Raw genomic sequence first — 20,528 nt, 5'->3', positions numbered from 1 at the left:
CTGATCCGTGCGGCTGATCCTGATCACATTGACGGCCCTCCTGCTCGCGACCGTGGTCGGCGTGGGCGCGACCTGGATGACGACGACGCGCGGCACCGAGATCGGCGCGCTGACCATCGGCGCCTGGACCGCGCGTCCGCGCACCGGCACCGCCGACGTCGATCCCTATTCGCGCGCCACCATCGTGCGCAACGGCGAGCTGCCGATCGGCACCGGCGACGGCGTCGCCTTCACCGCAACGGCCGACGACAAGAAGAAGGCGCTCGACGGCCGCTGCGATGTGGTCGTCTCCGGTGTGACGCCGCCGGCGCGGTTCTGGACGCTGACACTGTATGACCGCAAGGGCCATCTCGTCGCCAACTCGCTGCAGCGCTACGGCTTCACCAGCCAGGAGATCGTGCGCCAGTCCGACGGCTCGTTCGAGATCCACATCGCCGCGCGCTCGCGCGCCGGCAACTGGCTGCCCACCGGCGGCATCGAGCGCTATGCGCTGATGTTCCGCCTCTACGACACGCCGGTCGGCGTCGCGACACGCACCAAGCGCGACGCGCCGATGCCCACCATCGCGACGGCGGGCTGCTCATGATCCGCCTCGCGTTCACCATCGTGGCCGGTGTGGTGCTGGGCCTCGTGGTCCATCTCGTCAGCGTGCTGGCGCTGCCGCGGATCGCAACGCAGGACGCCTATTCGCGGCTGACGCCGATGACCAAGCTCAACGGCGTGACGCAGCTGCCGCTCGCCGACCCGCAGACCTCGCCGATGCCGTTCATGGACCCGGCCTTCGCGCTTGCGATCTGCCGCTATGACCTGTCGGGCGGACCGATCAAGCTCACCGTGCCGGTGAGCCAGGCCTATACGTCGGTGTCGTTCTACACCCGCAACGAGCTCGCCTATTACGCCATCAACGACCGCTCGGCCGGCAAGAAGGTGATCGAGCTCGACCTGATGACGGAAGCCCAGCACGGCGCCCTGCCCGAGGACGAAGAGGTCACCGCGGCCGACCGCCTGATCATCGATTCCCCCAGCACGACGGGCCTGATCGTGATGAAGGCGCTCGCCGCCGAGCCAGGCCTGATGCCGCAGGCGCAGGCCACGCTTCAGGCTGCGACCTGCGCGCCGCAGACCGAGGCGCCCGCCAAGGCCGAGACACCGCGCGGCCGGCGCTGACGCACGGGCGTCGAAACGCCCTCAAAGCCAAAAGCTGAAAACAACCCCATGCACAGTAGCGGGGCATTGAAATCGTGAGATGATTGACATGATAATTAGTTTATACTAATCATTAGACACTGCTAATTATCGTTCAGCTCGGCGGCCAACGAGGCGATGGCTAAAGACAGCGCACAACTCGCCGCCCTGGGCGATGCGACCCGCAGGCAGATCTTCGAACTGGTGGGCGCACGGCCTCGCACGGTCGTCGAGATCACGCGAGAACTGACCGTCTCACAGTCGGCCGTATCGCAGCATCTCAGGGTGCTGCGCGAATCTCGCCTGGTTCGCGCCGAGCCGAAAGGGGCCAGCAACGTTTATCACATCGATCCGGCAGGGCTCGGCCAGATGCGCGCGTGGCTCGACCGGTTCTGGGGCCGCACGCTGGCAGCATACAAAGAAGCCGTCGAAAAACCACGGGAGGACTAGCAATGAACGCACGGATACCGGCTGCGCCGATCAAACAGTCCATTGTGGTCGAGGCCCCTATCGAGCGCGCGTTCAAGGTCTTCACCGAAGACTTCGGCAGCTTCAAGCCGCGCGAGCACAATCTGCTCGCCGTTCCCATCGCAGAGACCGTGTTCGAGCCGCGGGTGGGCGGACACGTCTATGATCGGGGTATCGACGGCAGCGAGTGCCGCTGGGCGCGTGTGCTGGCCTTCGAACCGCCGCACCGCGTGCTGCTCAGCTGGGACATCAGCCCGCGCTGGCAAATCGAGACCGATCCCGACAGGACCAGCGAATGGGAGGTGCGGTTCATCGCCGAAACGCCGAGCCGGACCAGATTGGAGCTGGAACACCGCCACCTCGAACGGCACGGCGAAGGCTGGGAGGGTGAGCGCGCAGCCGTCGAGAGCGATCAGGGCTGGCCGCTCTACCTTCGGCGGTTTGCCGAGCGAATGGCCCGGGAGGCCTGACGCTCGCTTGTCCCATACGACGTGATCATCAATGGCGGAGGTCCATATGGCTGCTTACTCGTTCAGCATTGGAGGCGTGCTTCTCCTCTGTCTCATGTCCATCGTGCTTGCGGTGCATTCGGGATCATCCAAAGGGCGGGCCGGAGCCCTCTCGGGACCCGTTCTGCCGGCCGACGACAACAATTTGCTTTACCGCATCGATCGCGCCCACATGAACGCGGTGGAAGCACTGACGCCGTTCGTCATCCCCGCTGTGCTGGCGATGATGGTCGGCGTAAGGCCTGCTGTCCTCGCAACGCTCGTATGGGTCTATACCGCGATCCGCCTGATCCACGTTGCGATCTATTTGCGTGGCGGCAACGCTGCCAAAGGTGGCAGCGTCAGAACGATCCTCTATGTCGCAGGAGCGTTCGTGACGGTCGTCCTCATTGTCACGACCATGGTGGCAGCGATGGCGTAGGACGGCGGCTTGCGGCTGCGCCCTACGAGCAGCACGGCTTCTGCGCCTGGATGGGTGGGCACGGCACTGTTCCATACGAACAGAAGACGCAGCAATCGCCAGGCTTGGGTTTGAGCCTGATGCCGCAACCCTTGCAATCGTAGAAGAACTGGCAGGCATCAATTGGCATCGTCTCGATTGAGGCGTGATGACAGACGGGACACGTAAGAGCCGATTGAGTTTGCATGGCCGGCTTCATTATCACAGGACACAGCGCCCTAATATAGTTCAGCGCAAACGTTACCTCGGAAATGCCGTTTGACACCCAGCCGGAGGCTGGCACGAAGGCTGCGCGGGCAAAGTCGCAACCGCCGCCGAGGACCGCCAGTGACGCCGGTAAAGGTCATCGCGAGCAAGGCCGGTTTCCCGGCCTGCCGCACCCTTCACTTCACCGTCACGCGGCCTGTCATCCCGTACTCCCGGTGATCCGGGATCAGGCAGGAATATTCGAACGTTCCGGGCTTGGTGAACTTCCACAGGATCTCCGCGGTTTTCTTCGGCGCGACCCGCACGCCGTTCGGCTCGTCGTGCGCCATGTTCGGATGCTTCTTCATCATTGCACCGTGCTCCAGATTTTCCCTGGTCGTGGCCAACAGGAATTCATGATCCTCCGTGCCGACATTGCGCAGCACGAAGCGGATCTGCTCGCCCCGCTTCACCTCGATCCTGAATGGCTCATAGCTCATCTCGTTCATCGCGATCTCGATGGTTCGGGACGGGCTCGCCGGATCGCCGGGCTCCCCCGCCGAGTAGGACTCGTGGCCGTGGTGGTGATCGTGTGCACCAGACGGCGTCCATATCGTCGCCAGAGCCAGCGCCAGTCCGATCGCCGCAAATCTCATCATCAGTTCCTCTCGATGTTGTCGTTTGAAAATTCAAGCCGCCTCGGGCACGTCCGGCGAGGCGCGGTTCGATCCTGCGCCCGTCGCCTCATGATCGCGGGGAAGCCCCTGCCCCTTCACCAGCCCGAAAATGGCGGGGATCACGATGAGCGTCAGCAGGGTCGATGATGTCATGCCGCCGATCATCGGCACTGCGATGTGCTGCATGATCTCCGATCCCGCGCCGGTGCTCCACATGATCGGCAGCAGGCCGGCCATGATGGCGACCACGGTCATCATTTTTGGCCGCACCCGCTCGACCGCGCCCACCATGATGGCATCGTGTAGGTCGCGACGCGTGAGGGCGCGCCCCTCGGCGCTGCGCCTCGCTTTCACTTCCGCCAGTGCATGATCGAGATAGATCAGCATCACGACGCCGGTCTCGGCGGCGACGCCGGCGAGTGCGATGAAGCCGACAGCCACGGCCACCGACAGGTTGAAACCGAGCCACCACATCATCCAGATGCCGCCGACCAGCGCGAACGGCAGTGACAGCATCACGATCAGCGTCTCGGTCATCGCCCGGAAATTCAGGTACAGCAGCAGGAAGATGATCGCGAGCGTCAACGGCACGACGATCTTCAGGCGGGCAGCGGCGCGCTGGAGATATTCATACTGGCCGCTCCAGACCACGTAAGTCCCGGCCGGAAACTGGACGCTCTCCGTCACGGCGCGTTGCGCATCAGTGACGTAGCTTCCGATGTCGCGGTTCCGGATGTCGACGTAGATGTAGGTCGCAAGCTGTCCATTCTCGGTGCGGATCGAAGTCGGTCCGCGCGTAGGCTCGACCTGGGCCACCTCGCCGAGCGGCACGGCGCCGCCTGAAGGCATCGGCACCAGGATGTCGCTGGCGATCGCCTTGGGATTGTCGCGCAAGTCGCGCGGATAGCGCATGTTCACCGTAAACCGCTGCCGTCCCTCCACGGTCGTGGTCACCGTCTGACCGCCGAGCGCGGCCGCGATGGTGTCCTGGACATCCTGGATCAGGATGCCGTATCGGGCGAGCGCCTCGCGATCGGGCACGATCTCGAGATAATAGCCGCCGAGACCACGCTCCGCGTAAGCCGACGACGTGCCGGGGACCGCCTTGAGGATCCGTTCGATCTGCTTTGCAAGCCGGTCGATCTCGACGAGGTCCGTGCCCATGACCTTGACCCCGACCGGAGTGCGGATGCCCGTGGAGAGCATGTCGATGCGTGCCTTGATCGGCATGGTCCAGGCGTTGGAGACGCCCGGAAACTGTAGGGCCTTGTCCATCTCCGCGACGAGACTGTCGATGGTGACGCCGGAGCGCCATTGCTCCTTCGGTTTCAGGTTGACGATCGTTTCGAACATCTCCGTGGGCGCCGGGTCGGTCGCCGTGGCGGCTCGGCCCGCCTTGCCATAGACCGAGGCGACCTCAGGAAAGGACTTGATGATGCGGTCCTGCGTCTGCATCAATTCGGCCGCCTTGGTGATGGAGATGCCGGGCAGTGTTGTCGGCATGTAGAGCAGCGTGCCCTCGTTCAGGTTCGGCATGAATTCGGTGCCGAGCTGACGCGCCGGCCATATCGTGACGGCGAGAAGGGCGATGGAAGCCAGGATCACCAGTGTCCTGGCGCGCAGAACGCCCCTGATGACCGGACGGTAAACCCAGATCAGGAAGCGGTTGATGACGTTTCTGCTCTCCGGAACGATTCTGCCGCGGACAAAGATCACCATCAGCGCCGGCACCAGCGTCACGGACAGAAGCGCGGCCGCCGCCATCGAAAAAGTCTTCGTGAATGCGAGCGGGCTGAACAGCCGCCCCTCCTGCGACTCCAACGTGAAGATCGGCATGAACGACACCGTGATGATCAGCAAGCTGAAGAACAGCGCGGGCCCGACTTCGGATGCGGCATCGATCAAGATCTTGACGCGCGATTGACCAGGCCTGGCGCGCTCCAGGTGCTTGTGCGCGTTCTCGATCATGACGATCGCAGCGTCGACCATGGCGCCGATCGCAATCGCGATGCCGCCGAGGCTCATGATGTTGGAGCCCAGCCCGAGCAGCTTCATGGCGCCGAACGCCATCAGAACACCGACCGGCAACATCAGGATCGCGACCAGCGCGCTGCGGACGTGCAGCAGGAAGACGATGCAGACAAGCCCGACGACGATGCTTTCCTCGAACAAGGTATGCCTGAGAGTGTAGATTGCCGCATAGATCAGGTTCGAGCGGTCGTAGACCGGCACGATCTCGACCGATTTCGGCAGGCTGCTCGCGATCTCCTTGAAGCGCTTCTTGACGTTCTCGATGACGTCGAGAGCATTGACGCCGAACCGCTGCAGCACGATGCCGCTTGCGACCTCACCCTCGCCGTTCAGCTCGGCGACGCCCCGCCGCTCGTCGGGGCCCAGCTCGACATTGGCGACGTCCCGCAGCAACACAGGCGTGCCATTACTGGTCTTCAGGACGATATTGCCGAGATCGTTGATGCTCTTGACGTAGCCCCGGCCCCGGATGACGTATTCGAACTCGGAGAGCTCGACGGTGCGCCCGCCGACATCGGCGTTGCTGGCGCGGATCGCCTCGCGGATCTTCTGCATGCTGATGCCGCGATCGCGCATTCGCTGCGGGTCGAGGACGACGTTGTACTGCTTGACGAAGCCGCCGATGCTGGCCACCTCGGCGACGCCCTCGGCCTTGGCCAGCGCAAATTTCAGATTCCAGTCCTGGATCGTGCGCGTGTCCGCCAGGTTCAATTCCTTGGACATCACTGCATACTGGTAGACCCAGCCGACACCGGTCGCATCGGGCCCGATGGTCGGCGTGACGCCGGCGGGAAGCCTGGACGCCGCGCCGTTCAGGAATTCCAGGACGCGCGAGCGCGCCCAATAGATGTCGGTGCCGTCTTCAAAGATCACGTAGACGAACGACACACCGAAGAACGAGAAGCCGCGCACGACCTTCGATTTCGGAACCGTCAGCATCGCCGTCGTCAACGGATAGGTGACCTGATCCTCGATCACCTGCGGCGCCTGGCCGGGATATTCCGTGTAGACGATGACCTGGGTGTCGGAGAGGTCGGGGATCGCATCCAGCGGAAGATGAACCAGTGCATAGAGGCCGGCCGCAGCGGCAAAACCTGCGCCGAACAGCACCAGCAGCAGATTGCTCGCCGACCAGGCGATGATGCGGGCGATCATTTGCGATCTCCCGTCGCGCCGGCGTCGACAGTCCGCGGCGCCGCTTCCGCAAAGCCTTTCAGCGCCGCCTTCAGGTTGCTTTCCGCATCAATGAGGAAGTTGGCGGAGGTGACCACCGCCTCCCCATCCGCAAGTCCGTCCCGCACCTCGATATAGCCGCCGCCGCGGCGGCCAAGCTTGACTTCCCGCGGCTCGAAACGGCCCTCCCCCTTGTCGACGAGAACAGCCTGCCGGCTGCCGGTATCGAGCACCGCACTGTCGGGCACCGCCAGGACGGGCGTGGCATCAGCCGTGTCGATGTCGGCATCGACGTACATGTCCGGCAGCAGCAGCGCATCGGGATTGGCGAGTTCGACCCTGATACGAACGGTGCGGGTATCCCGATTGACCTGCGGATAGAGGATTGCGATCTTGCCGGTAAACGTCCGGCCGGGAAAGCTGCGCGCGCGCACGACCACGGACTGCCCGACCGCGATGGTACCGAGATCGCGCTCGGCCACGTCGATCAGCGCCCAGACGACCGTCGTGTCCGCGATCCGGAACAGCACATCGCCGGGATTGGCACGCATGCCTTCGATCGCATTGCGCTCCAGGACGACCCCGTCGCGCGGCGCCGACCAGCTGATGGTGACGGGCGCGACCCGTGTCTTTTCCATCTCCGCGATGACGGGCTCCGGCACATCGAGATTGACCAGGCGCTGGCGCGACCCGCGGCCGTACATCTCGACACCGCCAACCACCCTCGAGGTGATCGTCGCGAGATATTCCGCCGCAGCGGATGCGACCGCCGAACTGTAGATGTCCATCAGCGGCTGCCCGGCCTTCACGCGGGCGCCGGTGGTGACGTCGGCGACCTTCTGCACGAAGCTTTCGGCGCGCATGGCGATGACCGAGACGCGCCGCTCGTCCAGCTGGATCGTGCCGGGCGCCTTCACCAAAACGCGGATCGCGCGCCGTTCGACCGGCTCGGATTTCACGCCGGTGCGCTGGATCTTGCCGGGCGACAACTTCACCGCGCCGTCGTCCGTATCGTCGCCCTCGTAGACGGGGATGTAATCCATCCCCATCGAATCCTTCTTTGGCATGGGCGAGGTGTCGGCCAGCCCCATCGGGTTGCGATAATAGAGAATCTTTCGCGGGGACACCGCCTGTTGCTGCGGCTTCGTCTGCGCCGGGACTGCCTGATCGTCGTAGACCGGCAGGTAGTCCCGACCGCGGTCGTCCTTCCTTGGACCTGCCGACCAGTTTGGTCCGCCGCTGGGATCGCGGTAGTAGAGCGGCGTTCGGTCGGCCGCTGATGCAGCCGGAGCGAACTCCATGTTCAAGTATCCGTAAGCACCCAAGACCAGGCCACCGCCCAGCGCGAGAGCTGTCAGAAGACGCAGCGTTTTCATCGCATGTCTCCGCGCGCCAGGAGCGCGCGTCCGTGTGAATGGAACGGGAATGTCGGGCGCCGCCGGGGCAGCGCCCAAGCGCTCACTTGGTCGCCGTGACGATCACCTTGCCTGTGAGCGTCTCCGGTTCGCCCTGCACCTTCACTGACAGCGTCATCTGGTAGCGGCCTGCCATCGGCAGGTCGGTTTTGAAGGCATACACACCCGGCTCCTTCGACGGCAGCGGCGCAACCGCCGACTCCATCTCAGCCATCCCGTCCGGGGCCATGTCGACGCGGGTCTTGAAGATCACCGCGTCCGACACCGGCTTTCCGGTCTGCTTGTTGGTCAGGCGAATAGCGAGCGTGACGTCCTCGCCCTTCTTCATCTCCGGCTTGACCGGCTCGAAGGCGTAGTCGCCAGCGCCCGCCATGGCGGCGGAAGCGGCAAGCGAAAGGGTGGCGGCGAGAGCCGCAGTGGTGAATTTGAAAAGCATAGTCCTATCCTCATGAATTGATCTTCCGCCGTGGCACGCGAAGCGCACACGTCAGTCATCGTCGCGAGCAGGCATGGCTGCTCGCGTCTCAGGCTTTGCGAGATCAGATTCGAGGAGGCCGGAAGGGAGGACTGCCGCCGCGATAGGAGACGACCTGATCCTCAGGGAGGACCATCTTGCCGGCGGCGACGGCAAGATATTCGAAGGCAAGCGGCCTGACGTCAGCGAGCGCAATGATCCCGCCGACGCAGCAAAAGCCCATACCGCATTTGTAGCCGCTGGTGTGGGAGCCGGTTCCCTTCATGTCGGGACAGCAATCGTCCATCGACATGTCGGCATCGCCGCTCATGTGCATGGTCGCCTGCATGTCGTCCGAGGACATCGCGAGGCCAGACGCGGACGCGCCAACCGGCAGCATCGCCAGGGAGATGGCGATGGCGAATGCCAGCATGGTACGGACGAACCGCATCGAAAACGACTTACCTCTCGGGCCGCAACACCGCCTCAGTACCATATTCGGATACGGAAAACAGTCATTGATTACGGTCAAGGGTTCGTGACCCAGGCTTTCGACCAGTCGGCCCTTTCCGCAGCCGCTGACCACTTTGCGCCAATGCGGCCCTTCGGACCCGGGGCGCGCTCTATCGCTCCTCGGTCGGATGTACCCATTTGTACGGCGTGATGCTTCGCGTTTCCGCCCGCCATTGTTGACCGTCACGGCATCCGTCGAATGCTCACCCGTCAGTCTTCAATCGGGATCTGCGTGTCCGTCTTCACGCGATCTATCACAACGAGGGTTCGGTAGTTGTTGACCGAGTCGTTGTCCTCGAACACCTTGCGCGTGAACGTCTCGTAGCTTCGCATGTCTCGGGTCACGACAATGAGGACGAAGCTCGTCCCGCCCGTGACGTAGAAGCATTGCTGGACCTCCGGCGTCTTCCGGAAGGTAGCCTTCGCGGCATCGACCGTCGCCGATCGCTCATCGCGGAGATAGACTTCCACGATCGCGGTGATGGACATCCCGACCGCGTCCGGATCGACCACCGCCACGTTGCGCGCGATCACGCCCGCTGCCTCGAGCGCCGCCACGCGCCTTTGCACGGCGGCTGTCGACAGGTTGACGCTCTCGGCGATCGCGCGCTGCGGCGTCTTGTTGTCCGTCTGGAGGATGCGGAGGATGGCCCGGTCGAACTGGTCGAGCGATGCGCGCGCGGGCGGCTTTCTGGCCATGGGCGAGTAATTGTCTCATTTGGAGGTGCGTTTAAGGGCCCTTTTATCACCAAAGTGAGGCTATTGCTCGCCCCAATCGATTTCGGCGAGACCTCCATGACGCACGGTTCGACACACATAGCGGGAATTGCGTGCGGCGCTGCCGCAGGGGCATTTTGGGGATTCGCATTCCTTGGCCCTGCGATGGTCGCCGATTTCGCGCCCGTTCAGCTGGCCATGAGCCGCTACCTGATCTTCGGAGCGATTTCTCTCGCCCTGGTCCTGCCGCGCTGGCGCGAGATCGCCGACAGGCTCAAGCGGTCCGACTACTTCACGCTCGCCTGGCTGGGGTTGGCAGGCAACACGCTCTATTACGTGCTGATGGGGAGCGCCGTGCAACTCGGCGGCATCGCAATGACTTCGCTGGTGATCGGTTTCCTGCCGGTTGCGGTCACGGTCATCGGGAGCAATGCCGAAGGTGCCGTGCCCATCTCGCGTCTTGCGCCGTCGCTCTTGCTCTGTTCGGCGGGTGCCGTCTGCATCGGTTTGCAAGCTCTGGCGTTGCCGTCGTCGACATCGCTGCTCCAGCAGGGAGCCGGACTGCTCTGCGCCACCGGAGCGCTCATCTCGTGGACGAGCTACGCGATCGGCAACAGCCGCGCGCTCGCGCGTCTGAAGGACGTCTCCGCGCATGACTGGAACCTGCTCACCGGTGTTGCGACCGGCTTTCAGGCGCTTGCGCTGATCCCCTCCCTCGCCTTCATCAACACGGTTCATGATGCGACCGCATGGGCGCGGTTTGCGGTCGTATCGCTGGGCGTCGCCATTCTCGCCTCGATCGTCGGCAACGCGTTCTGGAACCGCATGAGCAGATTGCTGCCGCTAACGCTCGCCGGTCAGATGATCCTGTTCGAAACGCTGTTCGCGTTGCTCTACGGCCTGGCATGGGAACGACGTCTTCCTACGACGCTCGAAGCGATTGCCTTCTGTTTCGTCCTGCTGAGCGTCGGGACCTGCATCCACGCGCACCGCGTACCCGCCACGGTGGCGCCTGCATAGGTCTGGTGCTCTCGCGCCCATAGCACGACGATCGGGACCACCGGATTATCGATCGCCGGTCGCAGGCGCCTATTCGCGAGCCCGATCATCCACCCGATTTTTGTCGATCCAGAATCTCGCGGACTTTCAACGCCAGCTTCGCCTGAGTGACCGGCTTTTCCAGAAGATCGACGCCCTCATCGAGCCGTCCCTGGTGAACGACTGCGTTGCGCGAGTAACCCGTCATGTAGAGGATCTTGAGATGCGGCCTTATCTGCTGCGCTCGCCGTCCCAGTTCGCGGCCGTTCATGCCGGGCATGACCACATCGGTCAAAACGAGATCAACCTGCTGATCTTCCTGCAACAGGATCGTCAAAGCGGCCTGCGCACTGCCTGCAGACAGGACCCGATAGTTGAGGTCTCGCAGCACATCCGAAACGTAACCCCGGAGATCGGCATCGTCTTCAACGATGAGAATCGTCTCGATGCTCGCGCCTTCAGCCACGAACTCGTCTGTTTGCTCTGGAGCGGGCTGCACATGGCCGAAGTAGCGGGGGAAATACATCTTGATGCTGGTCCCCTCCCCCACCTCGCTGTAGATCTTCACATGTCCGCCGGACTGTTTGACGAAGCCATAAACCTGACTGAGACCAAGTCCGGTTCCCTGCCCTGGCTCCTTGGTTGTAAAGAACGGCTCGAATGCATGATCCAGAACCTCCGGAGTCATGCCGGAGCCCGTGTCGCTTACGCTGATCACGATATACTGGCCTGGCGCGACCTCCGGGTTGGCACGCGAATAATCTTCGTCAGCCGAGACATTTGCCGCCTCGATGGTCAGCTTTCCGCCATTCGGCATCGCGTCGCGGGCATTGATCGCCAAATTGACGATTGTCGATTCCAGGTGGTTCACATCCGCCTCGATCTGCCAGAGGCCGGCGCCACCAACGGTCTGAACCTCGATACGTTCGCCCAGCGTGCGCTGCAGGAACTCCTGCAGGCCGCTCAAAAAGCCATTGAGGTTGATCGGCTTCGGATCGAGAGCCTGCCGGCGCGAAAAAGCGAGCAACCGGCTTGTCAGCGCCGCAGCTCGTTGAGCCCCGCGCTTCGCGTTCGCCAGCGCCCGATGAAGATTGGGTCCTCCGACGTTGCGGCTGTTACGTTCGGCATTCTCGAGGTTTCCCAGAACGATCATCAGCAGATTGTTGAAGTCGTGCGCGATGCCGCCGCTGAGCTGCCCGACGGCCTCCAGCTTCTGGGATGCAACAAGCTGTTCCTGGACTCGCTGAAGTTCGTCATGCGCCTGCTTGCGCTCGGTGAGATCACGCGTGACTTTTGCAAAGCCGACGATCGCCCCGCTCTCGTCAGTAATCCGGTCGATGACAACGGAGGCCCAGAAGCGCGTGCCGTCCTTGCGCATGCGCCAGCCCTCGGCTTCGAACCGTCCGTTTTCGGTTGCCTCCGCCAGGGCCGATTTCGGCACTCCTTTTTCAAGATCTTCAGGCGTGTAGAAGGCGCTGAAATGTCGGCCGATGATTTCTTCTGGCCGATAACCTTTGATGCGCTCGGCTCCGGGATTCCAGGTCGCGACCTGGCCGGAAGGATCGAGCTGAAAAATAGCGTAATCGACCACAGCTTCAACAAGCCGGCGATATCGTCTTTCGCTCTCCAGGAGATCGTTATGAGCCTGGTGTCGTTCGGTGATGTCCCGCGTGACCTTCGCGAATCCGATCATCCTGCCCTCCTCGTCGCGAATTGCGTCGAGAACGACAAGCGCCCAGAAGCGTCTGCCATCTTTTCTGACCCGCCAGCCTTCAGACGCGAAGCGGCCTGTCTCCGCGGCCGTTGCCAAGGCTCTCTCCGGCAAACCCTTTTCCCGATCTTCCGGCGTGTAAAAGACCGAAAACGATCGTCCTATGATCTCCTCGGCGGCATACCCCTTGAGGCGCTCAGCCCCCTTGTTCCAGGTTCTGACCACACCGTCGATGTCGAGCATGAAGATGGCGTAATCGACAATCGCGTTGATCAGCAGTTCGAGGCTGCGGGAATCTCCGACGGACGTCGATTTCATTGAGGCACTCAATTGATGGAACTCAAGGGAGGGAGTGGCTCAAACGCCTCGAAATCGGCAAACGTTCCTATCCGGCACACAATAGTACCGCGCCACTAGTGCGTCTATGAGCTCATGGCTCTATCGCTCCTCGGTCGGGTGCACCCATTTGTACGGCGTGATGCTTCGCGTCGCGGTCAGTTTGATCATGTGGACCGGCGGCGCGGACCGTCCGTTCCGGCATGACCGGCACTTCAGCGAAGCCTCCAGTTTCCAGATCGGCGTGTCGCGGGGACGACGGATCGCATCGAGCGGCAGGCTCGCGCGCGCTTTGCACCTGACGCACTCGACCTCGAGCCAGCCGAGGCCGCCGTTGAGGCATTGCCCGATCGTCGGCGAGGGCTGCGCGGGACCGCCGTAACCTTCCATGCGCACCGACCACGCTTCGGCTTCGGCACGATCGGCCTCGCGCACCGCTTTCCGCGCCTCCTCGCGTGCGTGCTTGGCGGAAATCTCCGCCCCCATGATGCGGCCGCTCCAGATGACCTCGCGTGATTTGGTGCTCATGCCGGGCATAAAGACAACGCCGGATCACGTTGGCAAATTATCGATCGCTAGTGGGTCGGATCCGCAATTCGCTACTGCGTGTCGTGGGTGTGGACAACTGCGTTGCATATTCCGCGGTGAGGCCGTGGCGTTGACGTTCGACACGCCGGGCAAGGCACCGGTAGCATGGTATCATCGGACGCCCGTCACGCCTGCTGTGAGTGATCGAACGGGCCCACCTCCCGGATAACCTTGCAGATCTGCAAGAACCCGCTGACGTAAAATTCCGCGTGTCCGCGTTTCATCGTCTGGACGTGTTCAGGATGGGTGCGCCAAGCCTCCAGCGCCTCCTCCGACGAGAAGCGGAAAACGGTCAGCTCCTCGCCATCATCCGATTTGAACGATTTGACGGACAGGAAACCCGGCAGCTCGCTCACGATGCCGTACATGCGTTCGCCAAGCCTGTCGTGCTCCTCGAGCGACGCGTCATGACGCAATTTCAGATCACCAATAACGATCACGTCGTTGATCATGCTAAGCTCTTATTTGCTGCACCGGGGCAATCTTTCGAACTCCGGTCGGTCGTTGTGGCTACGAAGCGTTACAGCGGTAAGGGTCAGGGCGACATAGCGGGACCCGTCCCTGCTCGCGGCAATGATGCGAGAAACAGCACTGCGCAGACGCAGAGCAGAACGATATCCTTGAACAGGAACTCTCCCGCCAAATTCCAGGCCATTGGATCGGTCGACAGGCTCCACGTCACAACGCCCGGTGTCGTGAAGAAAAACGACCACGTAATTGCGAACGTCACCATGCCAAGAAGCGAGCCCAGCGCTGAAAGAAGCGGGCTGAACGCACCTGCGACGAGCAGCGCCGCGATGATGAACTCCGCAATTCCGAGGAAGTAAGCCTCGCCTCTCAAGCCGAGCACGGACAGCCAGGAGATGAAGGGACTGTTGGTTATGAATTGCGCGATGCCTTGCGCCGATTGCGGCGTAAACTTCTGCATTCCGAACGAGACGAAGATGACGACCATGACCCATCTCAGGATGGCCAACGATCGGTAAGACCCCGTGCCGGTCTCGGCGATATTGAACATTTCCTTCATCGCAGCTCTCACATTCAATTGGCGCGCTGCGATCTACCGCGTCACAGGCACCATCTGTACGCAGGCTCTCCCGCTCCGTTACGCGCGCGGGCGTCCACGACCGGTCACGATTTTGTGCAGGGCATGTCGGGAATAGTCACGTCGCTCTGTGACGGGGCTCAGGCCGAACAAAACGCGCGCCTGCGCGATCTAACGGTTGAAGCATCAGAGGTGCTGAGGCTGCCTATGCCCGATACCTTCCTGGGCCGCAAAACCCAGGAGTCCTTCCCCAAGCAGCCTCCCTAAGCCTAGCCCGTTCGATAACAAAGTTCGCGGCCTGGCGCTATCAGGGACATGGACCGTCTCAATTTGACGGACCGCAGCTGAGTGTCTTGATCTTCCCGGCGCGGTCGAAGGCCAGAATGGCGCTCACCAAGCCGGTCCCCGTGATGTAGGAGATCTCCGTTCCGTCACCCGAGGGCTGGAGATTGTCCAACGCGGAAGCCGGATGTCGCCTGAGCCGGTCAACCCAATAGGCCCGGAGAGCTTCCGGGCCGGTCAAGGTTTTCATGCCATCGCAGTCGCAATGCACCACGGCATCTTCGGCGTACATTGCCAGGATCGCTTCAATATCGCCGGCGCGGTAGGCGTCGAGCCAATCAACCGCCGCGGCCATCGGGTCACAGGACATGTTCCTCACCACCATGTCGATCATCGGATCCCGGACATATTGCGGAACCGATGAACACAAGGTGAAGGGTCGAGCCCGGCAAAAGTGCGGCGCTTCCACCTTTCACCGCAAAAGCGTCGTGAGGTCATAGACGGCTACGGCCGTTCCGAGACAGCGCCGCCAGGGATTGACGCCGCGAACGATCTCGTCGGCAGCCCAGACGAGAAGTCCGCCTTTGACGACGACCGTCAACGCGCCGCTGACTTGGCCTGAGGAGGGCCACATCCAGCGCAGGAGGGCCGCGACGATGACGATCCATAGAACGAGATTGGGGCTCTGCGCGATCGTGATGGCGCCGGTTTCACGATTGCGGAAAAACCAGTTCAGGATCTTGCGCATGATCGCGCCTTTTCGCTGCGCAAGCCGTCAAGCAGGTGCAGAGTTGATGGTTCCAAATAGGAACAAGCGCCCGATCCGGGCATTTCCTCAGTGACGGTCGCCGTGCTCGCGGGTCGACCGTTGGCGCGCGGTACGCCTGCGCTCTCAGGAGCAGGGCTCGCGCGCTCTCTTTTGCTTTTGGCGCACAAGAAACCGCCCCTGACGCGGGTCAAGGGCGGTATCCAGATCGAATCGGATCAGTGGCCGGTGCCCGGCTTGGTGGTCTTCGGCGGCTTGCCGTCTTCCATGCGGCCTTCGTTGCGAAGATCGCGACCTTCCTGGGCCTTGCGCTGGCTCGCGGGATCCTTGCCGTGCTCGTTCATCTCTTCCTTGATGTAGCCGGCGCCTTCCTTGACCTTGCCTTCAACGCTCATGATGCTCTCCTTCCATACGGGAGATAACGGATTGACGAACTTGCCGTTCCTGAATCAGCCGGCCCAGGACGTCGGAACAAATGAGCCAGGTGCGACGAAGAGTTCGGCAGGCGAAGACGTTCCCCAGCATCAGCCTCACTGCGGGATGTGCATCGCCTTCGCCGCCTTTTGATAGGTGCGCCTGAGATCGTCCACCAGATGGAAGGCATCTTCGAACTGCCTGAATGTGTAGGCGGGTTGCAGATGCCGGAGGCGCGTCCATTCGGCATCGGCCTCGTCCATGCGTCCGGCGGTCGCGAGCGTCAGCACGGCGATCGCCCGCGCGTGGATGTGCGCGTTGGGTTGCTCGGCGCCACGAAGGGCGAAGACGGCGGCCTCCTCGGTCTTTCCCAGCCGCAGCAGGCCGAAGGTCCGCGCGCCGAAGATCGCAAACAGCATCGGATCCAGCGGACTGAGAAGAGCTGCGGTGTCCGCCGCCTGCACCGCGCGTTCGGGATCGCCGGTCTGACAATGCACCATCGCCAGGGAATAATGAGCCGAAGCATAGCTCGGGCTGAGACGAGTGGCCTGCTCCAGCGCAGTAATCGCACTCTCGTGGTCTCGTCGAAGCCAGAGCGCCCGACCCATCGCCCAGTGCGCTGCCGGGTCGCCAGGGTCCACTTCCAGCCCCCGGCCAGCCGTACTGAGCGCCAAGGCGATCTCCTGCTCTCGTTCGCGCGTCTTCAGCACGAATGCATTCTGGAAATGCGTGAAGGACAAGCCGGCATAGCTTCGCGAGAAAGTCGGGTCGCGCGCGATGGCTTGATGGAAGAACGATTGCGCCTCGCGATTGCTCTCGCTGGTGAATCGATACATGTTGGCGACACCGCGATGGTACGCCTGCCATGCATCGAGCGAGGTCGGCGGCAGGAGCAGCGCCCGGTTACGTTCAATGATGTGAATCTCGGCATCGAGACCCGCCACGATCTGCGATGCCAATGGATTGGCCGCGGAGAAGGCGTCGTCGACATTGCAGGAGAATTCGCCGGCCCAGAAGATGCGGTCGCTCGCGGGCTCGATGAGCTCGATCGAGGCGAGATAATCCGCACCATGGCGCTGCAACCGGCCGCACGCGACATATTGCGCATTCACCCGGGTGGCCGCGACGGCCGGCGATTGACCGCTCAATGCGGATGCCGTGCTCCAAGCGATCGTGCTGACGCTCCGCAGCTTGGCGATGCCGAAAATGACGTCGCTCGTCACGCGTCCGGCATCTGCGAGGTCCTCGGGCGCCGCCCCGGCAAACGGCATCACGAGGAGCAACGGCCGGCGCGTGCGCGCTGCCGGCTGAAGGGCCGGCGCATCGATGCCAGGACCCTGAAGACGGATCGCCTTGGCGGGTTTGCCACGCTGTTGTTGCGCTGTCGCAAAAGCCGACCTGAGCGATGTCGGGTCAATGCCTTCACTGCGAAAGCGCTCGACGGACGCATCGATCTGCTGCCTCGCCTCCGCATGGAACGCGTTGTTCGTCAACGCACGCACCAGCGCGACGTGAGCCGTTTCATCCAACGGCGCCACTTCGATGAGCTCCCGCAGCACGTCGATGCGATCCTCAGGCGGCAATAGAGCGCTGAGGCGCTCCAGCAGCTGCTGGCGCCATTGACCAAAGCGGTGGCGCTGGCCGGCGAGCCAGTTTTCGAACGACGGTGCCCTTTCGACCGAGAGCCCTTCCAGAAAGTCGCCGCGGAACAGCGCCAGCAACGACCGAACATCACCCAGTGACCCACTGCTCAGCGTCGTCTGGACATCTCGCGCAACCCTGAGCGCATCGACGTCGAGCGCATCGGCTTCGATCTGAACCTGTTTGCGATCCGCAATCAGCCGTGTCGCGGCCGGACAGTCGACCAACGGCCGCAGCTTGGTGAGGCACCAGCGCAGCTCGCCGCGCGGATCATCGGCGACGTCCCAAAGCAGCTCGCACAGTTTTTCGCGCGAAACAGGCCGCGCCGCGATCGCGAGGTAGGCAAGGAGAGCGCGGACCTTGCGCGACGGCGGCTGGGGTAGCGCGCTTCCATTCCGGATGACTTGCAACGGGCCCAACAAAAGAACGCGGTCCGCCGACGGGCTCGCCATTTCCATGATCGCTCCAACGCTCGCTCCAACGATGGCGGCCTACAGCAGGAGGTCTTGGACATCGTGTGACAATCCGACGCTAGCATGGCTCGCGTTTCACGCGGAAGAGAAACGACCAGCCTCATCAGTCATTTAGCGGCGATTTCGATAACAGTCGTGCGATCTTGGGGGAAGCAATCATGACATCCGCGGCATTTCCCTACAAAAAGCAGCGGTGCAAGATTCTCGGCCGTGAGATGGCCTATGTGGAGGTGGGACAAGGCGACCCCATCGTCCTGCTGCACGGCAATCCGACCTCGTCCTACCTGTGGCGCAACGTGCTGCCGTATCTGGAACCGCTGGGCCGCTGCATCGCACCCGATCTGATCGGCATGGGCGATTCCGACAAGCTGCCCGACAGCGGGCCCGGTTCGTATCGCTTCGTGGAGCACCGCCGCTATCTCGGCGCCTTGCTCGAGGCGCTGAATGTGCGCGAGCGCGTCACGCTCGTCATCCACGACTGGGGTTCCACCCTTGGCTTCGACTGGGCCAACCACCATCGCGAAGCCGTGAAAGGCATTGCCTATATGGAAGCGATGGTGGGCCGGCAGTATTGGGACCATTGGGACAAGTTTGGAATGCGGCCGGTTTTGCAGGCGTTGCGCTCCGAGGCCGGCGAGCAGATGGTGCTGCAGGACAACTTCTTCATCGAGAAGGTCCTGCCGGGGGCGATCCTGCGCAAGCTCTCGGACGCGGAGATGGCGGAGTATCGCCGGCCCTTTACCGAGCCCGGCGAGGGCCGGCGGCCGACGCTGACGTTCCCCAGAGAGATCCCCATCGAAGGCGACCCCGCCGACGTCACGGCGGCCGTCGACGCCTACGCCGCATGGCTGAAGAGCAGCCAGGTGCCAAAGCTGTTCCTGAAGGCGGAGCCCGGCGGAATCCTCGCCGAGGGCAAGGTTCTCGAACAGGCGAGAAGCTTTCCGGCACAGACCGAAGTCACCGTCAAAGGCGTCCATTTCGTCCAGGAAGATTCGCCTGACGAGATCGGCAGCGCCATCGCAGCCTGGATGAAGACGCTGCGCTGACTGGCGACGGCCGATCTCATCGATGACAGAGCCGATGGCGCGCGACGATGGCGAACGAAGAGACAGTGACGCCCGAGAGGATGAACGCCTTCTCCGATGGCGTGTTCGCGGTGATCATCACGATCCTGGTACTGGAGCTCCGCCCTCCGAAGGAGGCGAGCTTTGGCGCCTTGCTGGCGCTGTGGCCGGCCGCGATCAGCTACGCCATCAGCTACCTCTTCATCGCGATCGTCTGGGTGAACCATCATCACCTCCTGCGCTTTCCCGACGTCGCGACGCACCGCCTGATCTGGGGAAATTTCGCGCATCTGTTCGCGGTGTCGTTGATGCCGTTCGCGACCGCGTGGATCGCCAGCTCGGAATTGGGGGCCGTTCCGGTCGCGTTCTACGCGGGCGACTTCTTTCTGGTGAATGCGACCTATCTGCTGCTGTGCATGGAGGCCGTGGACAGGTCCGCGCCGCACAAGGTCGGGCCGCGGGCCCGCATGATGATGCGCATCCGTTCACTCGCGACATTGGCGGTCTTTGCCGCGGCCGGCATCGTCGCACTTCGATACCCGTTCGGCGGCATGGCGATGATCTGCCTCTGCCTCGCCGTCTACCTGAGCCCGGGGGCGCCGGGCACAGCTCGTCAACTCAACTAGCCCAAGCCAACTTGACCCGCGTGATCTGAAGAGGAATTGTTTCCATGGTTGAATCCAAAACTGCTCCGACATTCGTGCTCGTTCACGGAGCCTGGGCGGACGGCTCGAGCTGGCGCAAGGTGATCGAGGCACTCGAGGCCCGTGGCGCAAAGGCCGTCGCCGCGCCTCTTCCGCTCACAAGCGTTTCGGACGACATTCGCGCGCTGGATCGCCGCCTCGCTCGGATAGAGGGACCGCTCGTGCTCGTCGCGCACGCCTATGCCGGCGCCGTGATCCCGGGATCGAAGAACGAACGCGTCAAGGGCCTGGTCTTCGTCGCGGCGTTGGCGCCTGACGAAGGCGAGACCGTCGGCGAAGTGTTCGGCCGCGGGAAGCCGCATCCGAAGGCTCCGCAACTGGCACCTGATAGCGACGGCTTCATCTGGTTGCCGGACAGCGCGTTTGCGAGCGCCTTCGCGCAGAATGCCAGCCCGAAGGAAGCCGCGCTGTTCGCCGCCGTGCAGCGGCCGATACATGGAGCTTGCCTCATGGAGAAGGCCGCGAAGCCGCTCTGGAAGACTTTGCCGTCCTGGTACCTGCTGGCGGAGCAGGATCGCATGATCAACCCCGAGACGCAGGACTTCATGGCGCAGCGGATGAAAGCCAGGATTCGCCGGCTGGACGTCGATCATACGCCGATCGCGACGGCACCCGAGCATGTGGTCGAACTGCTGCTCGAGGCCGGGCAATCCATCTCGGCTTGATCCGACTGATCGA

General features: G+C 62.9%; 24 protein-coding genes. 9 read left to right on the top strand and 15 right to left on the bottom strand.

All coding sequences use genetic code 11. The features are described from left to right. Positions 1-7: 7 nt before the first annotated feature. From JQ631_RS04040 to JQ631_RS04020, 5 genes are all read left to right on the top strand, one after another. Positions 8-586 (top strand): DUF1214 domain-containing protein, encoded by a 579-nt coding sequence (locus JQ631_RS04040; protein WP_212324213.1) that lies wholly within the window; start codon positions 8-10, stop codon positions 584-586. After that, on the top strand, positions 583-1,167 hold the full coding sequence (locus tag JQ631_RS04035; protein WP_212324211.1) for a DUF1254 domain-containing protein: 585 nt from the start codon (positions 583-585) through the stop codon (positions 1,165-1,167). Before JQ631_RS04040 ends, JQ631_RS04035 begins: the two co-directional genes overlap by 4 nt. 156 nt (positions 1,168-1,323) lie before the next feature. Then, the gene (locus JQ631_RS04030) at positions 1,324-1,635 is read left to right on the top strand and encodes an ArsR/SmtB family transcription factor (RefSeq protein WP_212324209.1); all 312 of its coding nucleotides are present in this window, start codon (positions 1,324-1,326) and stop codon (positions 1,633-1,635) included. Between the two features lie 2 nt (positions 1,636-1,637). Beyond that, positions 1,638-2,123 carry an SRPBCC family protein gene (locus JQ631_RS04025; protein ID WP_212324207.1) on the top strand — a complete coding sequence of 162 codons (486 nt, stop codon included), beginning with the start codon at positions 1,638-1,640 and terminating at the stop codon, positions 2,121-2,123. A gap of 46 nt (positions 2,124-2,169) precedes the next feature. After that, a complete protein-coding gene (locus JQ631_RS04020) occupies positions 2,170-2,583 on the top strand; it encodes an MAPEG family protein (RefSeq protein ID WP_212324205.1) in 414 nt (137 codons plus the stop codon). Between the two features lie 22 nt (positions 2,584-2,605). On the opposite strand, the gene JQ631_RS32250 is transcribed toward JQ631_RS04020, so the two are convergent. The 7 genes from JQ631_RS32250 to JQ631_RS03990 all read right to left on the bottom strand — a co-directional run bounded on the left by JQ631_RS32250 (position 2,606) and on the right by JQ631_RS03990 (position 9,770). Next, a complete protein-coding gene (locus tag JQ631_RS32250) occupies positions 2,606-2,809 on the bottom strand; it encodes a GDCCVxC domain-containing (seleno)protein (protein ID WP_249160127.1) in 204 nt (67 codons plus the stop codon). Positions 2,810-3,005: 196 nt separating this feature from the next. Continuing rightward, entirely contained in the window at positions 3,006-3,467 is a 462-nt protein-coding gene (locus JQ631_RS04015; protein WP_249160125.1) for a cupredoxin domain-containing protein, read from the bottom strand. Positions 3,468-3,497: 30 nt separating this feature from the next. Further along, the gene (locus JQ631_RS04010) at positions 3,498-6,671 is read right to left on the bottom strand and encodes an efflux RND transporter permease subunit (protein WP_212324203.1); all 3,174 of its coding nucleotides are present in this window, start codon (positions 6,669-6,671) and stop codon (positions 3,498-3,500) included. Next, positions 6,668-8,065, bottom strand: coding sequence for an efflux RND transporter periplasmic adaptor subunit (locus tag JQ631_RS04005; RefSeq protein WP_212324202.1), 1,398 nt, complete (start codon positions 8,063-8,065; stop codon positions 6,668-6,670). Before JQ631_RS04005 ends, JQ631_RS04010 begins: the two co-directional genes overlap by 4 nt. 82 nt (positions 8,066-8,147) lie before the next feature. Next, complete coding sequence (locus JQ631_RS04000; protein ID WP_212324201.1) at positions 8,148-8,540, bottom strand: FixH family protein; 393 nt, start codon at positions 8,538-8,540, stop codon at positions 8,148-8,150. A gap of 103 nt (positions 8,541-8,643) precedes the next feature. Next, positions 8,644-9,009: a hypothetical protein gene (locus JQ631_RS03995; protein WP_212324200.1), complete on the bottom strand. Its 366-nt coding sequence runs from the start codon at positions 9,007-9,009 to the stop codon at positions 8,644-8,646. A gap of 272 nt (positions 9,010-9,281) precedes the next feature. Then, positions 9,282-9,770, bottom strand: coding sequence for an Lrp/AsnC family transcriptional regulator (locus JQ631_RS03990; RefSeq protein WP_212324199.1), 489 nt, complete (start codon positions 9,768-9,770; stop codon positions 9,282-9,284). Positions 9,771-9,986: 216 nt separating this feature from the next. Between JQ631_RS03990 and JQ631_RS03985 the strand changes: the two genes are divergently transcribed. Next, positions 9,987-10,808, top strand: a complete 822-nt coding sequence (locus JQ631_RS03985) for a DMT family transporter (protein WP_491018473.1) — start codon at positions 9,987-9,989, stop codon at positions 10,806-10,808. Positions 10,809-10,893: 85 nt separating this feature from the next. On the opposite strand, the gene JQ631_RS03980 is transcribed toward JQ631_RS03985, so the two are convergent. The 8 genes from JQ631_RS03980 to JQ631_RS03945 all read right to left on the bottom strand — a co-directional run bounded on the left by JQ631_RS03980 (position 10,894) and on the right by JQ631_RS03945 (position 18,067). Continuing rightward, the gene (locus tag JQ631_RS03980; RefSeq protein WP_212324197.1) at positions 10,894-12,855 is read right to left on the bottom strand and encodes a hybrid sensor histidine kinase/response regulator; all 1,962 of its coding nucleotides are present in this window, start codon (positions 12,853-12,855) and stop codon (positions 10,894-10,896) included. Positions 12,856-12,975: 120 nt separating this feature from the next. After that, complete coding sequence (locus tag JQ631_RS03975; RefSeq protein ID WP_212324195.1) at positions 12,976-13,401, bottom strand: hypothetical protein; 426 nt, start codon at positions 13,399-13,401, stop codon at positions 12,976-12,978. Between the two features lie 185 nt (positions 13,402-13,586). Then, positions 13,587-13,913, bottom strand: a complete 327-nt coding sequence (locus JQ631_RS03970) for an antibiotic biosynthesis monooxygenase family protein (protein ID WP_212324192.1) — start codon at positions 13,911-13,913, stop codon at positions 13,587-13,589. Between the two features lie 83 nt (positions 13,914-13,996). Next, positions 13,997-14,488 carry a YkgB family protein gene (locus JQ631_RS03965; RefSeq protein WP_212324191.1) on the bottom strand — a complete coding sequence of 164 codons (492 nt, stop codon included), beginning with the start codon at positions 14,486-14,488 and terminating at the stop codon, positions 13,997-13,999. 343 nt (positions 14,489-14,831) lie between these two features. Continuing rightward, positions 14,832-15,182, bottom strand: coding sequence for a nuclear transport factor 2 family protein (locus JQ631_RS03960; protein ID WP_249160123.1), 351 nt, complete (start codon positions 15,180-15,182; stop codon positions 14,832-14,834). 78 nt (positions 15,183-15,260) lie between these two features. Then, positions 15,261-15,536: a hypothetical protein gene (locus tag JQ631_RS03955; protein ID WP_212324189.1), complete on the bottom strand. Its 276-nt coding sequence runs from the start codon at positions 15,534-15,536 to the stop codon at positions 15,261-15,263. Between the two features lie 236 nt (positions 15,537-15,772). After that, the gene (locus tag JQ631_RS03950) at positions 15,773-15,949 is read right to left on the bottom strand and encodes a hypothetical protein (RefSeq protein ID WP_212324188.1); all 177 of its coding nucleotides are present in this window, start codon (positions 15,947-15,949) and stop codon (positions 15,773-15,775) included. Positions 15,950-16,084: 135 nt separating this feature from the next. After that, on the bottom strand, positions 16,085-18,067 hold the full coding sequence (locus JQ631_RS03945) for a tetratricopeptide repeat protein (RefSeq protein ID WP_212324187.1): 1,983 nt from the start codon (positions 18,065-18,067) through the stop codon (positions 16,085-16,087). 173 nt (positions 18,068-18,240) lie between these two features. Here JQ631_RS03945 and JQ631_RS03940 point away from each other — a divergent pair, with 173 nt between their 5' ends. Genes JQ631_RS03940 through JQ631_RS03930 form a run of 3 tightly spaced genes read left to right on the top strand, consistent with a single transcriptional unit; the run spans position 18,241 to position 20,515 of the window. Beyond that, complete coding sequence (locus JQ631_RS03940; RefSeq protein WP_212324186.1) at positions 18,241-19,128, top strand: haloalkane dehalogenase; 888 nt, start codon at positions 18,241-18,243, stop codon at positions 19,126-19,128. 47 nt (positions 19,129-19,175) lie between these two features. Beyond that, complete coding sequence (locus tag JQ631_RS03935) at positions 19,176-19,772, top strand: TMEM175 family protein (protein ID WP_212324185.1); 597 nt, start codon at positions 19,176-19,178, stop codon at positions 19,770-19,772. Positions 19,773-19,816: 44 nt separating this feature from the next. Continuing rightward, positions 19,817-20,515 carry an alpha/beta fold hydrolase gene (locus tag JQ631_RS03930; protein WP_212324184.1) on the top strand — a complete coding sequence of 233 codons (699 nt, stop codon included), beginning with the start codon at positions 19,817-19,819 and terminating at the stop codon, positions 20,513-20,515. Positions 20,516-20,528 lie beyond the last annotated feature (13 nt).

The sequence above is a fragment of the Bradyrhizobium manausense genome (genome assembly GCF_018131105.1).
In the GTDB taxonomy this organism is placed as follows: domain Bacteria; phylum Pseudomonadota; class Alphaproteobacteria; order Rhizobiales; family Xanthobacteraceae; genus Bradyrhizobium; species Bradyrhizobium manausense_B.
The sequence above is the reverse complement of the archived record's forward strand: the minus strand, read 5'-3'. Positions and strand labels throughout refer to the sequence as shown.